Source organism: Roseateles sp. YR242, assembly GCF_900109745.1.
Classification (GTDB): Bacteria; Pseudomonadota; Gammaproteobacteria; order Burkholderiales; family Burkholderiaceae_C; genus Roseateles.
On record NZ_FOAV01000001.1, the window covers coordinates 826855 to 844117 of the forward strand.

General features: G+C 65.8%; 15 protein-coding genes. 9 read left to right on the forward strand and 6 right to left on the reverse strand.

Features of this window, described 5'->3' with window-relative positions; genetic code table 11:
• Positions 1–6 precede the first annotated feature (6 nt).
• Positions 7–1545: a hypothetical protein gene (locus BMY53_RS03600; RefSeq protein ID WP_143073903.1), complete on the reverse strand. Its 1539-nt coding sequence runs from the start codon at positions 1543–1545 to the stop codon at positions 7–9.
• 101 nt (positions 1546–1646) lie between these two features.
• Positions 1647–2696, reverse strand: coding sequence for a hypothetical protein (locus tag BMY53_RS03605; protein ID WP_143073904.1), 1050 nt, complete (start codon positions 2694–2696; stop codon positions 1647–1649).
• Between the two features lie 231 nt (positions 2697–2927).
• Here BMY53_RS03605 and urtA point away from each other — a divergent pair, with 231 nt between their 5' ends.
• From urtA to urtE, 5 genes are all read left to right on the forward strand, one after another.
• Positions 2928–4214: an urea ABC transporter substrate-binding protein gene (gene urtA, locus BMY53_RS03610; RefSeq protein ID WP_092943625.1), complete on the forward strand. Its 1287-nt coding sequence runs from the start codon at positions 2928–2930 to the stop codon at positions 4212–4214.
• A gap of 188 nt (positions 4215–4402) precedes the next feature.
• The gene (urtB, locus tag BMY53_RS03615) at positions 4403–5944 is read left to right on the forward strand and encodes an urea ABC transporter permease subunit UrtB (RefSeq protein WP_255370008.1); all 1542 of its coding nucleotides are present in this window, start codon (positions 4403–4405) and stop codon (positions 5942–5944) included.
• Positions 5941–7086, forward strand: coding sequence for an urea ABC transporter permease subunit UrtC (gene urtC / locus BMY53_RS03620; protein WP_092943627.1), 1146 nt, complete (start codon positions 5941–5943; stop codon positions 7084–7086). Before urtB ends, urtC begins: the two co-directional genes overlap by 4 nt.
• Positions 7083–7946 carry an urea ABC transporter ATP-binding protein UrtD gene (urtD, locus tag BMY53_RS03625; RefSeq protein ID WP_092943629.1) on the forward strand — a complete coding sequence of 288 codons (864 nt, stop codon included), beginning with the start codon at positions 7083–7085 and terminating at the stop codon, positions 7944–7946. The genes urtC and urtD overlap by 4 nt, the downstream gene beginning before the upstream one ends.
• A gap of 41 nt (positions 7947–7987) precedes the next feature.
• The gene (urtE, locus tag BMY53_RS03630; RefSeq protein ID WP_092943816.1) at positions 7988–8692 is read left to right on the forward strand and encodes an urea ABC transporter ATP-binding subunit UrtE; all 705 of its coding nucleotides are present in this window, start codon (positions 7988–7990) and stop codon (positions 8690–8692) included.
• A gap of 64 nt (positions 8693–8756) precedes the next feature.
• Here the strand turns inward: urtE and BMY53_RS03635 are convergent, their stop codons facing one another.
• Positions 8757–9743, reverse strand: coding sequence for a LysR family transcriptional regulator (locus BMY53_RS03635; RefSeq protein ID WP_092943631.1), 987 nt, complete (start codon positions 9741–9743; stop codon positions 8757–8759).
• Between the two features lie 146 nt (positions 9744–9889).
• On the opposite strand from BMY53_RS03635, the gene BMY53_RS03640 reads away from it, so the two are divergent.
• A complete protein-coding gene (locus BMY53_RS03640) occupies positions 9890–10144 on the forward strand; it encodes a hypothetical protein (protein ID WP_092943633.1) in 255 nt (84 codons plus the stop codon).
• Between the two features lie 227 nt (positions 10145–10371).
• Here the strand turns inward: BMY53_RS03640 and BMY53_RS03645 are convergent, their stop codons facing one another.
• The 3 genes from BMY53_RS03645 to BMY53_RS03655 form a co-directional block, all read right to left on the reverse strand.
• Positions 10372–11259: an urease accessory protein UreD gene (locus BMY53_RS03645; protein WP_255370009.1), complete on the reverse strand. Its 888-nt coding sequence runs from the start codon at positions 11257–11259 to the stop codon at positions 10372–10374.
• Positions 11256–12521 carry a cyclic di-GMP phosphodiesterase gene (locus tag BMY53_RS03650; protein WP_092943635.1) on the reverse strand — a complete coding sequence of 422 codons (1266 nt, stop codon included), beginning with the start codon at positions 12519–12521 and terminating at the stop codon, positions 11256–11258. The genes BMY53_RS03645 and BMY53_RS03650 overlap by 4 nt, the downstream gene beginning before the upstream one ends.
• Before the next feature lie 176 nt (positions 12522–12697).
• Positions 12698–13387: a c-type cytochrome gene (locus BMY53_RS03655; protein WP_092943637.1), complete on the reverse strand. Its 690-nt coding sequence runs from the start codon at positions 13385–13387 to the stop codon at positions 12698–12700.
• A 149-nt stretch (positions 13388–13536) separates the two neighbouring features.
• Between BMY53_RS03655 and BMY53_RS03660 the strand changes: the two genes are divergently transcribed.
• The 3 genes from BMY53_RS03660 (at position 13537) to BMY53_RS03670 (ending at position 17262) form a co-directional block, all read left to right on the forward strand.
• Positions 13537–14379 carry an AAA family ATPase gene (locus BMY53_RS03660; protein ID WP_092943639.1) on the forward strand — a complete coding sequence of 281 codons (843 nt, stop codon included), beginning with the start codon at positions 13537–13539 and terminating at the stop codon, positions 14377–14379.
• A 109-nt stretch (positions 14380–14488) separates the two neighbouring features.
• A complete protein-coding gene (locus BMY53_RS03665; RefSeq protein WP_092943641.1) occupies positions 14489–15109 on the forward strand; it encodes a GNAT family N-acetyltransferase in 621 nt (206 codons plus the stop codon).
• Entirely contained in the window at positions 15109–17262 is a 2154-nt protein-coding gene (locus BMY53_RS03670; protein WP_092943643.1) for a S9 family peptidase, read from the forward strand. The genes BMY53_RS03665 and BMY53_RS03670 overlap by 1 nt, the downstream gene beginning before the upstream one ends.
• Position 17263 lies beyond the last annotated feature (1 nt).

Below are 17263 nucleotides of genomic sequence, written 5' to 3' on the forward strand. Positions count from 1 at the left end.
CCAGCCTCAGACCTGCGTCTCGCGCGGTGTGGTTTCGTCGACGTACTCGAGCTCGGTCATGCTGTTGTGAGCGGAGGCGACCGTCTGGTCCGCCGGCGTACCCTCGTCGAGGCCGATGCGACCCTCTTCCATCTGGCGTTCCGGCAAAGCGTCACGTTGAGCCAAGGGATCGGTCCAGAACGGATAGGTGGCAATCGTCAAGCCGGCGGCAATCGCCTCGGTCGCCCAGTCGGCCACCATAGTGGCTTTGTCGCTGTCGAGGGAGGCGGCCAGGGCACGTGGCAGCATGTGATCGGACAACAGCGTGTCGTAGAGCTGGTTGAAGGCGGAGACAAAGCAACCGCGCGCAGTCGCGGTGTCCCAGAACAGCGGCGTACGCACCGCCTCCCTCAGGCTGTCGCGGCCAATGCGCAGGCGCGGTGTGGTGGCGGTCCCATGGCAGCCAACGTGGTTGGCGTAGAGCAGCGACATGAGGTCGACCGATTCCCCCGCCGCATTGGCCAGGCTCCGGACAACCACCCCAGTGGGGATCACCCCCCCGGGCCCCAGGTCAGGGGCCGCCACAAATGCCCGGCTGACGCCGAGCTGGTTGGCGGCGTAGGCCGTCCCGGCCGCCACCAGCGAGCGCGGGGTCGGGCTGCTGTCGGGGTCTGAAATCATGGGAAACACCGCCTGCATGGAATCGCGCAGCAGCGGATACAGCACCACCTCCGCCATCCGCAGACCGGGGTTGGTCAGCGTACCGGTACCCAGGGCCAGGCCGCCCACGCCGACAGACAAACCCATCAGCACCACCCGCGTGGCGCGCGAATACTGCGTGGCGTTGCCGGCCATCTCGTCACGGGCCAGCAGCACGGCTTGGCCAACCACCGGCAGCGCCATCATCCCCGCGCCGATGATTGTGCGCACCAGCTCCGAAGTACCCTGCTGCATGGCCAGGTCCAAGGCCCGGCCTACCGCCAGTCGGGCAGCTGTGGTCAGGCCGACGGAACCGAGGGACCGCAGGCTCGTGTGGCCGAAGTTGAGCACTGCGCGAGAGGCGCCATGGGTATCGAGGCGGGCCGAGAGCCCGTTCAACGCGTCCAGCAACGCCATGAGGCGGCCACTGACGCCGCCTTGCCCGGGCATCTCTTGCACCCGTGCCTGGACGGCATCACGCACCTCATCGGGAAGCACTTTGATGTTGCCATCGCGCAGGTAAGGGTCGATGACGCGCTGCACATCCAGCCCGCAGTCGATCTCGATCTGGACCTCCTCTGCGGCCCTCGCGCCATGCGCACCATGCGCACCATGGGGCGAAGCCTGCATCAACAGTGAGGCCACCCGTCGGACATCTTCCGGGTCGCATTGGCGCGCAGCCTCCTCCTGGAGCAGGCGTTGCCGCAAGCGGAATTCCTGAGCCACCGTTGGTTCGAAGACCGGCGTCGGCGTTCTCGATGTCGACTCGGCGTCAGGGTGGTGACGAAGGTGGTCCGCGTCGATAACGACACGGACTTCCGGGGTGGGCGCCACAGCGCCCGCGATGGGAGTGAGGTGTGGTTGCATGCCCCATAAGTCATCTGCAACCGACACAAGGTTCACATGAAACAACCGCCCCAAGCTGGCACATACCCTGAATTGATCAGGGTTTCACCCGCTCGCTGGCGTCAGGGCGTGACGCGCAGGATCTCGCCTTCGCGCGCTTCGGCGACGCGTTCCGGGCCACGGCCGAACAAGTAGTACACGCGCAGGGTCTTGCGGTCGCCCACGGCGGGATCGCGGTCCACCAGCTTGTTGTCCACCGGGATGATGAGCGCGTTGCCACGGCTGACATTGCGGACGCGGGCAGTGACATCGGCCTGGCGGCTACCGGCGCCGTAGGTGGCACGGACGATGGTCAAACGGTTGTCCGCGGGCGGGGGCGGCGGGGGCGGCTGATGGCCGGCACCGGGACGGCCATCCCATCCACCATTCCAGTTGCTATCGCCCCAGCTGCCGCGGCCCCAGCCGGTGAAGTCGCCGCCGTCCACCCAGTCGCCTTCGCGATAGTCGAAGTTGCGGACTTCGCCGTTGCGGCCCTTGGCGATGATGCGCAGCGTCTTGCGCTGGCCCACGGCCGGGTCCTCACGGAAGAGCTGGTTGGCCAGCTTGAAGCGGCGGTCGGCGCGGGCCAGTTCCTTCAGCCGGCCGGTCACGTCGATGTTGCGGTCCGGCGTGCCGTAGCGGGCCTGCAGGATGGCCCAGTTGCCGTCATCGTCGCGGTCGTTGTTGTTGGCATGGCCTGGGCGGGGGCCTTCCCAGCCACCGTTCCAGTTGTTGTCACCCCAGTTGCCACCACCCCAGCCGGTGAAATTGTTGCCGTCCACCCAATCACCCTCGCGGTAATCGAAGGTACGGACATCACCATTGCGGCCCTTGGCAAAGATGCGCAGGGTCTTGCGCTGGCCCACGGCGGGGTCCTGGCGGAAGAGCTCGTTGGTCAGCTTGAAGCGACGGTCGGCGCGCGCCAGTTCTTTGAGGCGGCCGGTGACGTCGATGTTGCGCTCGCCGGTGCCGTAGCGGGCATGGACGATCTGCCAGGCGCCATCGTCGTCGTTGCGCGCCCAGGCGGCGGAGGCGGTCAGCAGGCTCAGGGCCACCAGCAGGCAGCGGCGCAGCCAAAGGCTCAGGGGACCCAACGGGCCAAGCGGGCCGGGGGAATTGAAAACAGCGATCAAGGGACCTCCAAGATATCGAGTGGTCGGATTGTTGCCTCAACGCAGCAGGCGCCGCGCGGGTGCACCGGTCTTGTTGCACAGGTGTTACAGCGAGTCACCAAAGCATGAGGTGCAGCGGCTGCGCGAAGATGGAGAGGCTCCCAAGGGTTCTGCCTGTACGCCATCCGCCGTATATGACCCCGGGCGCGGGCTCCCTAGCATCCGGACACCATCTACCCCTGGAGCTTCTTCATGTCTGCACGAGCACCGTCGTCCCGTCGTCACGCCGTCAAGCTGCTGGCCGCCGCCAGCGCCTTGGCCGGTCTCAGCCTGACGGCCCTGCCCGCCCTGGCTGCCGACACCATCAAGGTGGGTGTGCTGCACAGCCTGTCCGGCACCATGGCCATTTCGGAGACGGTGTTGAAGGACACCGTGCTGATGGCGATCGAGGAAATCAATGCCAAGGGCGGCGTCCTGGGCAAGAAGCTGGAGCCGGTGGTGGTGGATCCGGCGTCGAACTGGCCGCTGTTTGCGGAGAAGACCCGCCAGTTGCTGACGCAGGACAAGGTGGCGGTGATCTTCGGCTGCTGGACGTCGGTGTCGCGCAAGTCGGTGCTGCCGGTGGTGGAAGAGCTCAACGGGCTGCTGTTCTACCCGGTGCAGTATGAGGGTGAGGAACTGAGCAAGAACGTGTTCTACACAGGTGCGGCGCCGAACCAGCAGGCGATTCCGGCGGTGGACTACCTGATGAGCAAGGACGGTGGCGGCGCGAAGCGCTGGGTGCTGCTGGGTACCGACTACGTGTACCCACGCACGACCAACAAGATCCTGCGCGCCTATCTGCACAGCAAGGGTGTGAAGGACGCCGACATCGACGAGAAGTACACGCCGTTTGGCCACAGCGACTATCAGACCATCGTGGCCGACATCAAGAAGTTCTCGGCAGGTGGGAAGACGGCGGTGGTGTCGACCATCAATGGTGACTCCAATGTTCCCTTCTACAAGGAGCTGGGCAATGCCGGCCTGAAGGCGAAGGACGTGCCGGTGGTGGCGTTCTCGGTGGGCGAGGAAGAACTGCGCGGCGTGGATACCAAGCCGCTGGTGGGGCACCTGGCGGCGTGGAACTACTTCATGTCCATCAAGAACCCGACGAACGATGCGTTCATCAAGAAGTGGTCCGCCTATGCCAAGGCGCACAACATTCCCGGCCACAAGGACAAGCCGCTGACCAACGATCCGATGGAGGCCACCTACATCGGCATCAACATGTGGAAGCAGGCGGTGGAGAAGGCCAAGAGCACGGATGTGGACAAGGTGACCGCCGCCATGGCGGGGCAGACCTTCAGCGCACCGTCGGGGATCACATCCAAGATGGACGAGAAGAACCACCATCTGCACAAGTCGGTATTCATTGGCGAGATCCGCGCGGATGGCCAGTTCAACGTGGTGTGGAAGACACCCGCGCCCGTGAAGGCCAAGCCCTGGAGCCCGTACATCGCGGGCAATGAGTCCAAGCCCGACGAACCGGCGAAGAAATAAACCCCTCGCCCCCGCCGCTGGAATGCGGCGGGCCGGGGCGCCAGCCACTCCCTTCTTTACATCCGCACAGCCCTCCGCCCCGCCACTCTCCGGCATCAGGGGCGGCCCCGGTCGCCATGCGGCGCGAGGACACGATGCATTCACCCACGGCTTGGACCCGCAGCGTCCTCACGAGCCTGTTGCTGGGAATGGCCACCTGCACGTCCGTCCAGGCCATCACCCAGCAACAGGCGCTGGCCATGGCACAAGGCGAAACGGATGACCGGATCGCCGCCATCAACGCCGCCGTCACCCACCCCGACAGCAGGACGCAGACCGTCCTCCAGGCACTCAGCGAAGAGCGGCTGAAGATCGCCAACGGCACCCGCGTGCTCATCGCCACGGGTGAAGACCTCACCGATGCCGCCACGGGAGACAAAGTCGCGCCGCTCACCGACGGGGTGGAAGACGTGATGCTCAACAACCGCCTGCGCGCGGAGCTGGACGGGGCCATCGCCGCCCTCAAGCTCGCCAGCAGCGACAAGCAGGAGCGGCTGGCGGCCGCCCGTGCCCTGCTGGATGCCGGCGTGGATGAATCCCGGGCGGCGATGCTGGAACACGCCATCGCCACCGAAAAGGACGATGCCGTCAAGGAAGCCCTGCAGCTCACCCACGCGGCCGCGCTGGCCGCCAGCACCGACACCACCAAACGCCTGCAGGCCGCCCGGCTTCTGGGCGAATCCCACAGCCCGGAAACCCGGCTCCTGCTCAACCAGCGCCTGGCCGAGGAGCAGGACCCCGCCGTCCAGGCTGCACTTCGTCATTCCCTGTCCCAGGTCGAATCCACCCTCGCCTGGGGCGAACGCATCGGCGCCGTGTTCACCGGCATCAGCCTGGCCAGCATCCTGCTGCTGGTCGCCCTGGGGCTGGCCATCACCTACGGCCTCATGGGTGTGATCAACATGGCCCATGGCGAGCTGATGATGATCGGCGCCTACGCCACCTACCTCGTGCAGGTGGCCTTTCGCCAGTGGTTGCCGCCCACCTGGTTCGGCGCCTACCTGGTGGTGGCCGTGCCTGCCGCGTTCCTCGCTTCCGCCCTCGTCGGTGCTCTGCTCGAACGAACCGTCCTGCGCTGGCTCTACGGCCGCCCGCTGGAAACGCTGCTTGCCACCTGGGGCCTCAGCCTGGTGCTCATGCAGGCGGTGCGCAGCCTCTTCGGCGCCCAGAACGTTGCCGTGGAAAGCCCCGGCTGGCTGGGCGGCTCGCTCAAGCTTTTGCCCGGCCTGGCACTGCCTACGAACCGCCTCGTCATCATCGTGTTCGCCGTTGCCGTGCTGGGCGGCATGGCCCTGCTGATCGCCCGCACCCGGCTCGGCCTGTTCGTGCGCGCCGTCACCCAGAACCGGCCCATCGCCTCCTGCATGGGCGTGCCCACCGCGCGCATCGATACCTACGCGTTTGCCCTGGGCTCCGGCCTCGCTGGCCTGGCCGGCTGTGCGCTCAGCCAGGTCGGCAATGTGGGCCCCGACCTCGGCCAGAGCTACATCGTGGATGCCTTCATGGTGGTGGTGCTCGGTGGCGTCGGCCAGCTCGCCGGCACCGTGCTCGCCGCGCTCGGCCTGGGCCTGGCCAACAAGGCGCTGGAGGGGGTCGTCGGCGCCGTGCTGGCCAAGATTGCCGTGCTGGTCTTCATCATCGTCTTCATCCAGAAGCGACCCCAAGGCCTCTTCGCCGTGAGAACCCGATGAACAGTACCGTCGTCTCCACCGTCACCCTTCCCAGCCCACCCGCCCTGCTCAGCCGCGGTGGCTGGGTCGGCCTGGCCCTGGCCGTTCTTGTGGCCTGCGTGCTGGTGCCCACCCTCAACCTGGCCTTGCCGAGCGATCACCCGCTGCACCTCGACGGCTACTGGGTCAGCCTGCTGGGCAAATTCTGCTGCTACGCCCTGTGCGCCCTGGCCATGGACCTGATCTGGGGTTTCACCGGCATCCTCTCGCTGGGCCACGGCCTGTACTTTGCGTTGGGCGGCTACGTGATGGGCATGTACCTCATGCGCCAGATCGGCACCGACGGGCAGTACCGCAGCAGCCTGCCCGACTTCATGGTGTTCCTCGACTGGAAAACCCTGCCCTGGCACTGGACGCTCAGCGACAGCTTCATCGCCACCCTCGTGCTCATCCTGCTGGTCCCCGGTGCCATCGCTTTCGTGTTCGGCTTCTTCGCCTTCCGCTCCCGCATTCAGGGCGTGTACTTCTCCATCATCACGCAGGCCATGACCTACGCCGCCATGCTGCTGTTCTTCCGCAATGAAACCGGCTTCGGCGGCAACAACGGCTTCACCGACTTCAAGCGCATCCTGGGCCTCACCATCACCACGCCCGGCATGCGCATGGTGCTGTTCGTCATGAGCGCCCTGGCGCTGGTGGGTGCCTACCTGGGCTTGCGCTGGCTCACCCGCGCCAAGTTCGGCCGGGTGCTGGGTGCCATCCGGGACGCGGAATCGCGCCTGATGTTCTGCGGTTATTCGCCCCTGCCCTACAAGCTGGCCGCCTGGGTGCTGTCTGCCCTGCTGTGTGGCGTGGCCGGCGCGCTCTACGTGCCGCAGGTCGGCATCATCAACCCCAGCGAAATGAGCGTGGCCAATTCCATCGAGATCGCCATCTGGGCCGCCGTGGGCGGACGCGGCACCCTCGCCGGCCCCATTGCCGGCGCCTTCGCGGTCAACGGGGCCAAGAGCTGGTTGACCCAGGTGGCGCCGGAATTCTGGCTGTACGTCCTGGGCGCTCTGTTCGTCGCGGTGACGCTCTTTATGCCGGACGGAATCGCCGGCCTCGTGCAACGGCTGCGCCATCTGCGCCGCCCGCGCGGCGACGGCAAGGAGGCCGCATGAACCCGGAGTTGATGGAACAGGGCGCCGAGCGTCTGCGCCATGCCCGCGAGGCCCACCAGGTCCGCAGCGCGAGCGGCCCCGGTTATGGCCGTGTCGTGCAGCCCGGCCAGTTGGACCTGACCCATGGCCGCATCCTCTACCTGGAAGACGTCAACGTCAGCTTCGACGGCTTCAAGGCGATCAATCACCTGTCCATCGACATTGCCCCCGGTGAACTGCGCTGCATCATCGGCCCCAACGGCGCCGGCAAGACCACGATGATGGACATCATCACCGGCAAGACCCGGCCCAACAGCGGCACTGTGTTCTTCGGCGGCACCATCAACCTGCTGCGCCACAGCGAGGCCGAAATTGCGCAACTGGGCATCGGTCGCAAGTTCCAGCGCCCCACCGTCTTCGAAGCGCTGTCCGTCTATGAGAACCTGGAACTGGCCATCCAGGGTTCCCGCAGCCTGCGCGCGTCCGTCTGGGGCCACCTCACCGGCGCGCAGAAAGACCGGCTGGCCGAGGTGCTGGTCCTCATCCGCCTGGCCGACCAGTTGGCACGCAAGGCGGGCCTGCTCAGCCATGGCCAGAAGCAGTGGCTGGAGATCGGCATGCTGCTGGTGCAGGACCCTCGCCTGCTGCTGCTGGATGAACCGGTGGCCGGCATGACCGACCAGGAGACGGAACGCACGGCCGAACTCATCCTGACCCTCAAGGGGCAGCACAGCATCATCGTGGTGGAACACGACATGGGTTTCATCGACACCATCGCCGAGAAGGTCACCGTACTGGCCGAAGGCTCGGTGCTGGCCGAAGGCACGCTCGCGCAGGTGCAGGCTGACGAACGGGTCATCGAGACCTATCTCGGCCGATGAACGCGCGCGCAGGCATCGCAAGGACAGACATGGACACCCAGATGTTGAGCGCTGAAGGCATCAACCAGTATTACGGCGGTTCGCACATCCTGCGTGATGTGTCGGTCAGCGCCAACCCGGGCCGCATCACCGTGCTGCTGGGGCGCAACGGCGTGGGCAAGACCAGTCTGCTCAAGAGCCTGATGGGGCTGGTGCCGGTGCGTTCCGGCAGCGTGCGCCTGGCCGGTGAAGACATCACCCGCGCCACGCCTTACCAGCGCGCCCGCGCCGGCATCGGCTATGTGCCGCAAGGGCGCGAGATCTTCGCGCGGCTGACGGTGGAAGAGAACCTGCGCATGGGCCTGGCCAGCAAGCCGGGCGGCACGCCTGTCCCCACCCATCTCTACGAGCTGTTTCCGGTGCTCAAGCAGATGCTGCGCCGCCGCGGTGGTGATCTCTCCGGCGGCCAGCAGCAACAGCTGGCCATTGCGCGGGCGCTGGCGTCCTCACCCCGGCTGCTGATCCTTGACGAGCCCACCGAGGGCATCCAGCCCAGCATCATCAAGGACATCGGCCGCGTCATCCGCCGCCTGGCCGATGAGGGACTGGACGGCCACCCCGTGGCCATCCTGCTGTGCGAGCAGTACTACGACTTCGCCGCCGAACTGGCGGACGAGTTCCTCGTGCTGGAGCGCGGCAGCGTGATCGCGCGGGGCGACCGGGCCGCCATGCAGCAACCGGACATCCGCGGGCTGGTGGCGATTTAGGGAAGCGCTGCATCACTCCCGCGAGCCGAGGCGTGATGCACGGGCTCCCAAGGCCCTGCGCGGGCTATTGCAGCACCGGCATCGTCGGCGTGCCGGCGCGCACTTGCTCGCCCGCCTCCGACAGCATCTGACGCAGCCATCGCTGCGCCGCATCCAGCTCATGGCGCACATGCCAGACCTGGCTGATGTCGATGTGGGGCAGCTTGAAGGGCAGCTCCCGGCTGGCCAGCAGGCTGGAAATACCGGTCGCGGGGATGAAGCTGTTGGGCAGCACGGTCAGCAGGTCCGACTGCTGCACCGCCATCCCCCCGGTGAAGAAGCTGTTCACCGTGATGGCCACGGTGCGCTGGCGGCCCAGGGCCTGCAGCGCGTCATCCACGAAGCCATGCGGCCGGCCTGCAAAGCTCACGCGCAGGTGCTGGGCGGCGCAGTAGCCGTCCAGGGTCAGCGCCTCGGGCGCGGCCAGGGGATGGTCCCGCCGCATTACGCACAGGTATTTGCTGACATACAGGGCCGCCCGGCGGAAGGCTTCGCCGCCCGGCTGGCTCATCAGCGTGCCGATGTCGGGAAAGAAGCCGATGGCCACGTCCGCCCGGCCCTGCTCCAGCATTTCCCGGGGGTCCCGCGTGGTCAGCGGCACGATGCGCAGGCCCACATGCACGCCGTCCGCCAGGAAGCGCCTGGCCAGGGCGGGCACCATGAGGGCCGCCGTGGCATCCGCCATCGCCAGGGTGAAGCTGATGGTGTTGTCTGCTTCGCGGGGGTCGAAGGCCTGCGGCGCCAGCGCATCCTGCAGGCTGGACAGCGCCGTGCGGATGGTGGGCCACAACGCCAGCGCATGCGGTGTCGGCGCCACGCCGGTCGGGGTGGGGATGAACAGCTCTTCGTTCGTCGCTTCACGCAGCCGCCGCAGCGCATTGCTGACTGCCGGCTGGGTGATGGACAGCCGGTGCGCCGCACGGGTGACATGGCGCTCTTCCATGACCACGTCGAAGACGCGCAGCAGGTTGAGATCCAGGTTTCGGAAGTTGACCGGACGGGGCGTGTTCATGAGACCCGATCCTAAGCCCACGCCGGGGGGCATTCGCCTCAGTGATGACCCGATTCCGCTTCTCAATTAGGAATAACTACGTAGATACCCCAATATCTCGACATCGGATCTGCGGCAGGTGCCCGGGTCCACACCAAGGAACCGTCATGTACACCCAAAGTTTCGATGCCCCCCTGCAAGTCATGCCTGCGGATGCAGTGCGTGCCGGCATCGCCAGCCAGGCAGCCGAACGGGTGGTCAACATCGCCATGGAACTGGGTCAGTTGGTCCAGACGGCGGTGAGCGTGATTGGCGAGCGTCGGCTGCGTGCGGCGATGCTGGCTGCGGCCCGGGAACAGGATGTGGCGCGGCCGGCGTTTGCCGAGTCCCTCCGCCGCGCCGCCGGCCACTCCTGGCTCTGAGCAAGGGCTACTGCGCGAAGCTCAGCCGTCGTTGGGCGGTGCTCGGAATCCTCACGTACCCAAGTACGCTCCGGTTCCTCCGCTCCGTCCGCCTAGTCTGAGCTCCGCTCGCTACGCCCCGAGACACCGATGCGAGAACGCCATGCGACGTAAGTTGCGTGGCATTTTTTTTGGGTGGTGTATTCGGGTGTGAAATACCTCACGGATGGCCAGGGGCCTCGCCCTTGTTACATCGACCAAAGTCTCGGCGGGGTGGCCGGCAAGTCCCACAGTTCATGGCGCCAGGTGGCCCAGCAGGACTTCAAGAGATTAAAAACCGGTTCCACCACGGGCGCCAAGACACGGATGACGAGCACGTTGTCCTGGGCCGCAGTGGCGCCCGCCATCTTTTGCAGCGCGCTCGCTTCCAGAATCGTTCGGACCGCGTCCAGTGCCAGCTCGCGGCGCTCCCTGGGAATGGCCTCGCCCGTCGCGAAAATCAGGGTGCCCATGCAGCGTTGGCCCGCCAGGCCCAGGTCACCATCCATCAGCAATCCATCCTTGGCGTCCAGGGTGCCTCGCTCCAGCCAACGCCCCGGCAACGCCAGGTGCTGGGTGAAACGGCCATGATCAAAGGGCTGGCCTGCGCCCGGCAGGCCCAGCGCGGTCATGTCCCAGGCCAGCAGCTCGGCGCCAGGCGCCAGGTCGAAACGGGCCTCGTTGAAGGCCTCGCAGCCCGGATAGGCAATCGCCTCCAGCGGCAACCACTCCAGCCGGGCGCCCGCCTCAAGCCGTGCCGCCACCCGCTGGGTCGCCGCCGCACCCTGCGGGCTCCGGTAGAAACGAGTCGCTCCCGGCGTGGTGATCAAGGCATGCGCCGCCGGCGCCAGCGTCAGCTGAATGTCCAGCGTGTCGCCCCCCACCAGCCCACTGGGCGGATGCACCAGCACGCTGTGACACAAGCCGTCGCCCTCCGGATACAGGCTCTTGAGCAGGCGCAGCGGCCCCTGGTGCTCATGGCTCACCACACAACGGCCACGATCCACCCGGTAGTCGGCCTTCAGCCGGGCCAGCCATTCCTTGGGGGGCAAGGCGTCCGATTCAGAACCGGGCCGGGGCTGGAGGTCCGCAATCACGCGGTCTGCCAGAGTTCATCCAGGCGCTGGAAGCCCCAGGTCGCTGGATCTTCCCGGCCAATGATGCGGTCCCCCGCAGCAGCAGCAGACAAGTCCACCACCTGCGTCGGGATGGGCATCTGCGACTTGGTGGAATAAAAGACCCGCACACGCGGCGCGGTGAGCGCCGTGGTGTTCTGGTCCAGCACCACCGCCAGACGGCCCGACTGCAGCTTCACCAAGGTGCCCACCGGGTAGATGCCCACACACTTGACGAAGGCCTGGAAGATGCGCGGGTCGAAATGACCCTTCCACTGCGCCATGCGCGCCAGCGACGACGCCGGATCCCATGCAGTCTTGTAAGGGCGGTTGGACGTGATGGCGTCATACACATCACACACGGCACCCATGCGGGACATGAGGCTGATCGCCTCCCCCGCCAGCTTCTTCGGATAACCCGTGCCGTCCATCTTCTCGTGATGATGCAAGGCCACGTCCAGCGCCGATTCGGGCACCGCCGTGCCATCTTTCAGCATCTCGTATCCACGCGCCGGGTGCCCGCGCATGATGTCGAATTCCGCATCGGTCAGCGCGCCCGGCTTGTTCAGCACATCCAGCGGCATGGCCATCTTGCCCACGTCGTGCAACAGGCCCGCCAGGCCCGCCTCCCGGGTCGTGGCTTCGTCCAGCCCCAGCTGCCGCGACAACGACACCATCAGCGCACACACCGCCACCGAATGCATGTAGGTGTAGTCGTCCTTGGTCTTGAGCCGCGCCAGGCTGATCAAGGCCGACGGATTACGCACCACGGAACTGGCCACTTCTTCCACCAGGGGCAGGCATTGCTCCGCATCCACCGCCTTGCCCAGACGGGCCTCGTTGAAGAGGCTCATCACCGCACGCTTGGACTTGTTGACCACCTGGGTGGCCCGCTCCAGCTCCTCGCCCATCGTGGCCGGCTGCGTGTCCAGAGACAGCGGCGGCTCCGACCTGATCACTGCAGGCGCTTCAGGCGCCGCCTCGGGGACAGGTTCAGGCTCTGGCACTGCGGCGGCCGCAGCAGCCGGTACAGGTGCCGGGGCCGGCGTAGCGCCACCGACATCCGCCCCCTTGGATGAGTCGATCCAGCAGAACGGCACGCCACTGATATGCAGCGCCTTGAGGTCGGCCGGGTCCGTCAACACGAACTTGGTTTTCCAAAAAGGATGCGACAGCCATGACCCTTCGAGGCCATGCAAGTACATGCCTAAACAAACCTGAGCGGTGGGAATCTTTTTGAGCATGGGAGGCTTCGACCAGGGCAACACAGTATGGCGTCCTCCTCGTAACGCTCCCCAAAAAGGCCTACAAAAACAGAAACAACGCAAAAAAAAACCGCCCGGGCGGGGCGGTTCTTTTCAGATGGTTGTCACCTAACAGGGTGACAAGAACCTGACTTGCAATTTATCCGAAATCTTGGTCACCGGAATTTGGATTGAGGAACAGTGCGCAGTTCGCCAGGCAAGCTTGCCAAATATTTCCCTAAAGCCTTGAGTTCAGCGTGGCTGAACTGCTTCACCTGCGCCGCCATGATGGCGTTGCCACGGCCCACGTACGGGCGGCCTTCGGTTTGGTAGGCCTTCAGCGAGGCATACAGATAGTCCGGATGCTGGCCGGCGATCTTGGGATAGCTGCCGTCGATGGGTTTGTTGAAGTTGGCGCCGTGGCAGCTGATGCAGACACCCTTGTCCAGCAGCGCCTTGATGTCCGCTGGCGGGGCGATGGGGGCTTCCACCGGCGCCACCTTGGCCTGTTGCTCGTAATAGGTGGAGATGTCCGCGATGTCCTGCTCGGTGAGTGACAGGGCGATGCCGCGCATCGTCGGGTGCTTGCGCTCGCCCTTGGCATAGGCTGTCAGCGCCGCACTGATGTACTTGGCGTTCTGGCCCGCAATCATCGGCACCTTGTACACCTCGGGGAAGGTGGCCTGGTACCCCGGAATGCCGTGGCAGCCAATGCACATGGCCACCCTGGCCTCGATCGGCGTCGTGGACGGCGGTGCCGACGCGGAAGCTGCCGGGGCCGGCGCAGGCGCTGGCGTAGGGGTCGTCGCCTGTACCGGCGCTGAGGAACCCGTGGAGGGGGGCGACGATGCGCTGGTCTGAGCCATTACAACAAGAGCACTACCAGCCAGCATCAACGCAACGGATGTCTGCAGTTGTCTTCTCATGGGCGCGATCTTCACCGATTTGGGGCGGGGGCGCTCATAGGGGGGCGCCCTATATACTGGTTTTCACTCTCTGCGCTAGAAAACCGCCCATGAAATTCCAAGGCACCCAGGATTACGTCGCCACGCCTGACCTGATGCTCGCGGTCAATGCCGCCATCACCCTCAAGCGTCCGTTGCTGGTCAAGGGCGAACCCGGCACAGGCAAGACGCTGCTGGCCGAGGAAGTGGCCAAGGCGCTCAACCTGCCGCTGCTGCAGTGGCATGTCAAAAGCACGACCAAGGCGCAGCAGGGCCTGTATGAATATGACGCCGTGAGCCGCCTGCGGGACAGCCAGCTCGGTGACGACAAGGTTCGGGACATCGGCAACTACATCATCCAGGGCACGCTGTGGCAGGCCTTTGCCTCGGACACCCCGGTGGCCCTGCTGATCGACGAGATCGACAAGGCCGACATCGAATTCCCCAACGACCTGCTGCGCGAGCTGGACCGCATGGAGTTCTATGTGTACGAGACCCGCGAATGGGTCCGTGCCAAACACCGCCCGCTGGTGTTCATCACCTCCAACAACGAGAAGGAGCTGCCGGACGCCTTCCTGCGCCGCTGCTTCTTCCACTACATCAAGTTCCCCGAGGCCGACACCATGAAGGCCATCGTGGATGTGCACTTCCCGGCGTTGAAGAAAGACCTGCTGGCCGCTGCGCTCAAGACGTTCTACGACGTGCGCAAGCTGCCGGGGCTGAAAAAGAAGCCCAGCACCTCCGAGCTGATCGACTGGCTCAAGCTGCTGCTGGCCGAGGACATCCCGCTCGAAGCGCTGCAGTCCCAGGACGAGCAGGTGGCCATTCCGCCGCTGGTGGGCGCACTGCTGAAGAACGAGCAAGACCTGACGCTGTTCGAGAAGCTGGTCTACATGCAGAGCCGCAATCGCTGAGCGGAGCACCCGCGCCATCACAGCCGCATGACTTGCCCGATTGGCCCGGGCACCCGCCCGCCTCGCAGACGCGGCCCCCTATTTGTTCCAGGCAGATCGCAAGGTATCGATGAGCACCACCACGCCCGCCAACCCCTTTGTGGCCCCGGTCACGCTGACGGGGCCGCACGCCCGGCTGGAGCCGCTGTCTCCCCAGCATCTGGACGGATTGATCGATGCCGTCCAGGACGGCCACCTCTCGCGCCTCTGGTACACGGCCATTCCCTCGCCAGAGACCATGGCCGCCGAAATCGATCGCCGCTTGCGGCTGCGGGACGCGGGTGAATGGAACCCCTTCACCGTCTTCGACGCCCAGGGCCGGATTGCCGGCATGACCACCTATCTGCACATCGATGCCCAGCACCTCCGGGTCGAGATTGGTGCCACCTGGACCCGCGCCAGCAGCCAGCGCAGCGGGCTCAACACGCAGTGCAAACGCCTGCTGCTGGGCCATGCCTTCGAGCAGCTGGACTGCATTGCCGTGGAACTGCGCACCCACCGGCTGAACCTTCAAAGCCGCCGCGCCATTGAGCGCCTGGGGGCGCAGCTGGACGGCATTTTGCGGGCTCACCAGCGCATGCCGGACGGCAGCCTGCGTGACACCTGCGTCTACAGCATCACTGCGACCGAATGGCCGACGGTGAGAAACCATCTCCAGTGGCAGCTGGACAAACCCCGGAGCAACGACTGATGCCAGCCGTCAAGAAGACGACCCCTTCCGCCAAGACCCCCACGCGCTCACGCGCCAGCCGTGCAGTCGGCCGCCAGGCCCGCAACAGCGGCGGCGAGGCAACGCCCGGCCGTTTGGCGGCGAAGGGTTCGCGCGCCAAGGCCGGCCCGGGGCTGGACGTTGACGTGCTCTGGCGCCTGGACCGTGTGGGCGCGCCCAGCCTGTCTCCGGACGGCGCGCAGGCGGTGGTGCCGGTCACGCGCTACGACATGGAGAAGAACACCGGCAGCGCCGCGTTGTGGCTGCTCTCCACGCTGGGCGGCGAGCCCCGCCGCCTGACGCAGGCGGGCGACAAGGACGGCCAACCTCAGTGGAGCCCGAGTGGCAATGACATTGCCTTCCTTTCCCGGCGTGATCAGGGCGGGGTGAAAGACGAGGCGGCGCAGCTCTATCTCATCCCGCCGGACGGTGGCGAAGCCCGCCGTGTGACGCAGATGCCTTTTGGCGTCGAGGCCTTCAAGTGGTTCCCGGACGGCCGCCGCATTGCCTTTGTGTCCTGGGTGGACCCGACGCTCAAGGCCGGCGCCCAGGCGGCGCGGCGGCAGGCGGACAAGGACCGCAAGGCCACGGCTTACGTCACGGAGGAAGCCTTCTACCGGTTCTGGGACCACTCGCTGCCGATGGGGCGTGTGCCCCACTTGCATGTGCTGGACCTGGCCAATGGCAAGGTGCGCGACCTGTTCGAGGGCACGGACTATGAGCTGAGCCGTGCCGAGCCGGATGCCACCACTTTCGACATCTCGCCGGACGGCCGCCGCATTGCCTTCAGTTTTGATCCGGCACCGGTGAAGATCCTGGAGCACCGCAATGCGCTGGCCGAGGTCGAGGTGCGCACGGGCCGGGTGCAGGTGTTGCTGCAAGACGGTGATTGGGACTTCACGGCGCCCAGCTACAGCCATGCGGGCCATCACTTGGCCTTCCTGGCCAGCCATCAGGGGCTGCGGCACACGATGCCCAACTGGCTGGCGGTGCTGGACACCCAGGGCCACTGGGCGGTGCTGTCCGAGGACTGGGACCACGACGTGGCGGCACCGCTGCGGTGGGACGAGGATGATCTGGGCCTGCTGTGCCTGGCCGAGGACCGTGGCCGCCGTCACCTGTGGCGTTTTGATGTGAAGACCTTGGCTGCCTTTGTGGTGTTTGAAGGGGGCCATGCCGGCAGTTTTGCGCTGGAGGCAGGCACCCTGGTTGTGCATCACGACAGTGTCGCCTTCCCGCCGCAGGTGTCGGTGGTGGAGCGGGAGGGCGAGGCGGATGAGCAGGTGTTGCGCCGCATTGACCGTTTTAATGAAGACCTTCTTGGCGCGCACCGGGTGGGCCGGCATGAAGAGGTCTGGTACGAAGGGGCCTTGGGCGAACAGGTGCAGATGTGGGTGATCTACCCACCGGGTTTTGATGCGAAGAAGAAGTACCCGCTGATGCACCTGATCCATGGCGGGCCTCACACGGCGTTTGGGGACAGCTGGCATTGGCGCTGGAACCATCAGGTGATGGCGGCGCAGGGGTTTGTGGTGGCCTGCGTGAACTATCACGGCTCGTCCAGCTTTGGCCATGCGTTCCTGGATTCCATCACGCACCGTTGGGGTGAGCTGGAACTGCAGGACGTGGAGGCGGCCACCGATCTGTTGTTGAAGCAGCCCTGGGCGGACAAGCGCCGGCTCTTTGCGACCGGTGGCAGTTATGGGGGCTACATGGTGGCCTGGATGAATGGCCATCTGCAGCCGGGCCGTTATCAGGCCTATGTGTGCCATGCGGGTTGTTATGACTGGCAGGCCATGTTCGCCAACGACGCCTATCACTGGCATGCGAAGGAGCTGGGCACCTGGTATTGGGACAAGCCGGCGCAGGTGGCGGCGCAGAGCCCCCACAACTTTGCGCAAAACTTCAGCACGCCGACGTTGGTCATCCATGGGCAGATGGACTACCGTGTGCCGGATGCGCAGGGGCTGGCGTACTACAACACCCTCAAGGCCCAGGGGGTGGATGCCCGTCTTGTCTGGTTCCCTGACGAAAACCACTGGGTGTTGAAGCCGCGGAACAGCCAGCTCTGGTACCAGGAATTCTTTGATTGGCTCAAGCGGCACGATCCCGGGGTTTCTCGGAAACGCGCCTGAT

Bases quoted from the DNA above. Each gene is read 5' to 3' on its own strand.
- urtE (WP_092943816.1), top strand. From the start codon at position 7,988: ATGTTGAGCGCTGAAGGCATCAACCAGTATTACGGCGGTTCGCACATC.
- BMY53_RS03600 (WP_143073903.1), bottom strand. From the start codon at position 1,545: ATGCAACCACACCTCACTCCCATCGCGGGCGCTGTGGCGCCCACCCCG.
- BMY53_RS03670 (WP_092943643.1), top strand. From the start codon at position 15,109: ATGCCAGCCGTCAAGAAGACGACCCCTTCCGCCAAGACCCCCACGCGC.
- BMY53_RS03640 (WP_092943633.1), top strand. From the start codon at position 9,890: ATGTACACCCAAAGTTTCGATGCCCCCCTGCAAGTCATGCCTGCGGAT.
- BMY53_RS03655 (WP_092943637.1), bottom strand. From the start codon at position 13,387: ATGGCTCAGACCAGCGCATCGTCGCCCCCCTCCACGGGTTCCTCAGCG.
- BMY53_RS03665 (WP_092943641.1), top strand. From the start codon at position 14,489: ATGAGCACCACCACGCCCGCCAACCCCTTTGTGGCCCCGGTCACGCTG.
- urtA (WP_092943625.1), top strand. From the start codon at position 2,928: ATGTCTGCACGAGCACCGTCGTCCCGTCGTCACGCCGTCAAGCTGCTG.
- urtB (WP_255370008.1), top strand. From the start codon at position 4,403: ATGGCCACCTGCACGTCCGTCCAGGCCATCACCCAGCAACAGGCGCTG.
- BMY53_RS03635 (WP_092943631.1), bottom strand. From the start codon at position 9,743: ATGAACACGCCCCGTCCGGTCAACTTCCGAAACCTGGATCTCAACCTG.
- urtC (WP_092943627.1), top strand. From the start codon at position 5,941: ATGAACAGTACCGTCGTCTCCACCGTCACCCTTCCCAGCCCACCCGCC.
- BMY53_RS03660 (WP_092943639.1), top strand. From the start codon at position 13,537: ATGAAATTCCAAGGCACCCAGGATTACGTCGCCACGCCTGACCTGATG.
- BMY53_RS03650 (WP_092943635.1), bottom strand. From the start codon at position 12,521: ATGCTCAAAAAGATTCCCACCGCTCAGGTTTGTTTAGGCATGTACTTG.
- urtD (WP_092943629.1), top strand. From the start codon at position 7,083: ATGAACCCGGAGTTGATGGAACAGGGCGCCGAGCGTCTGCGCCATGCC.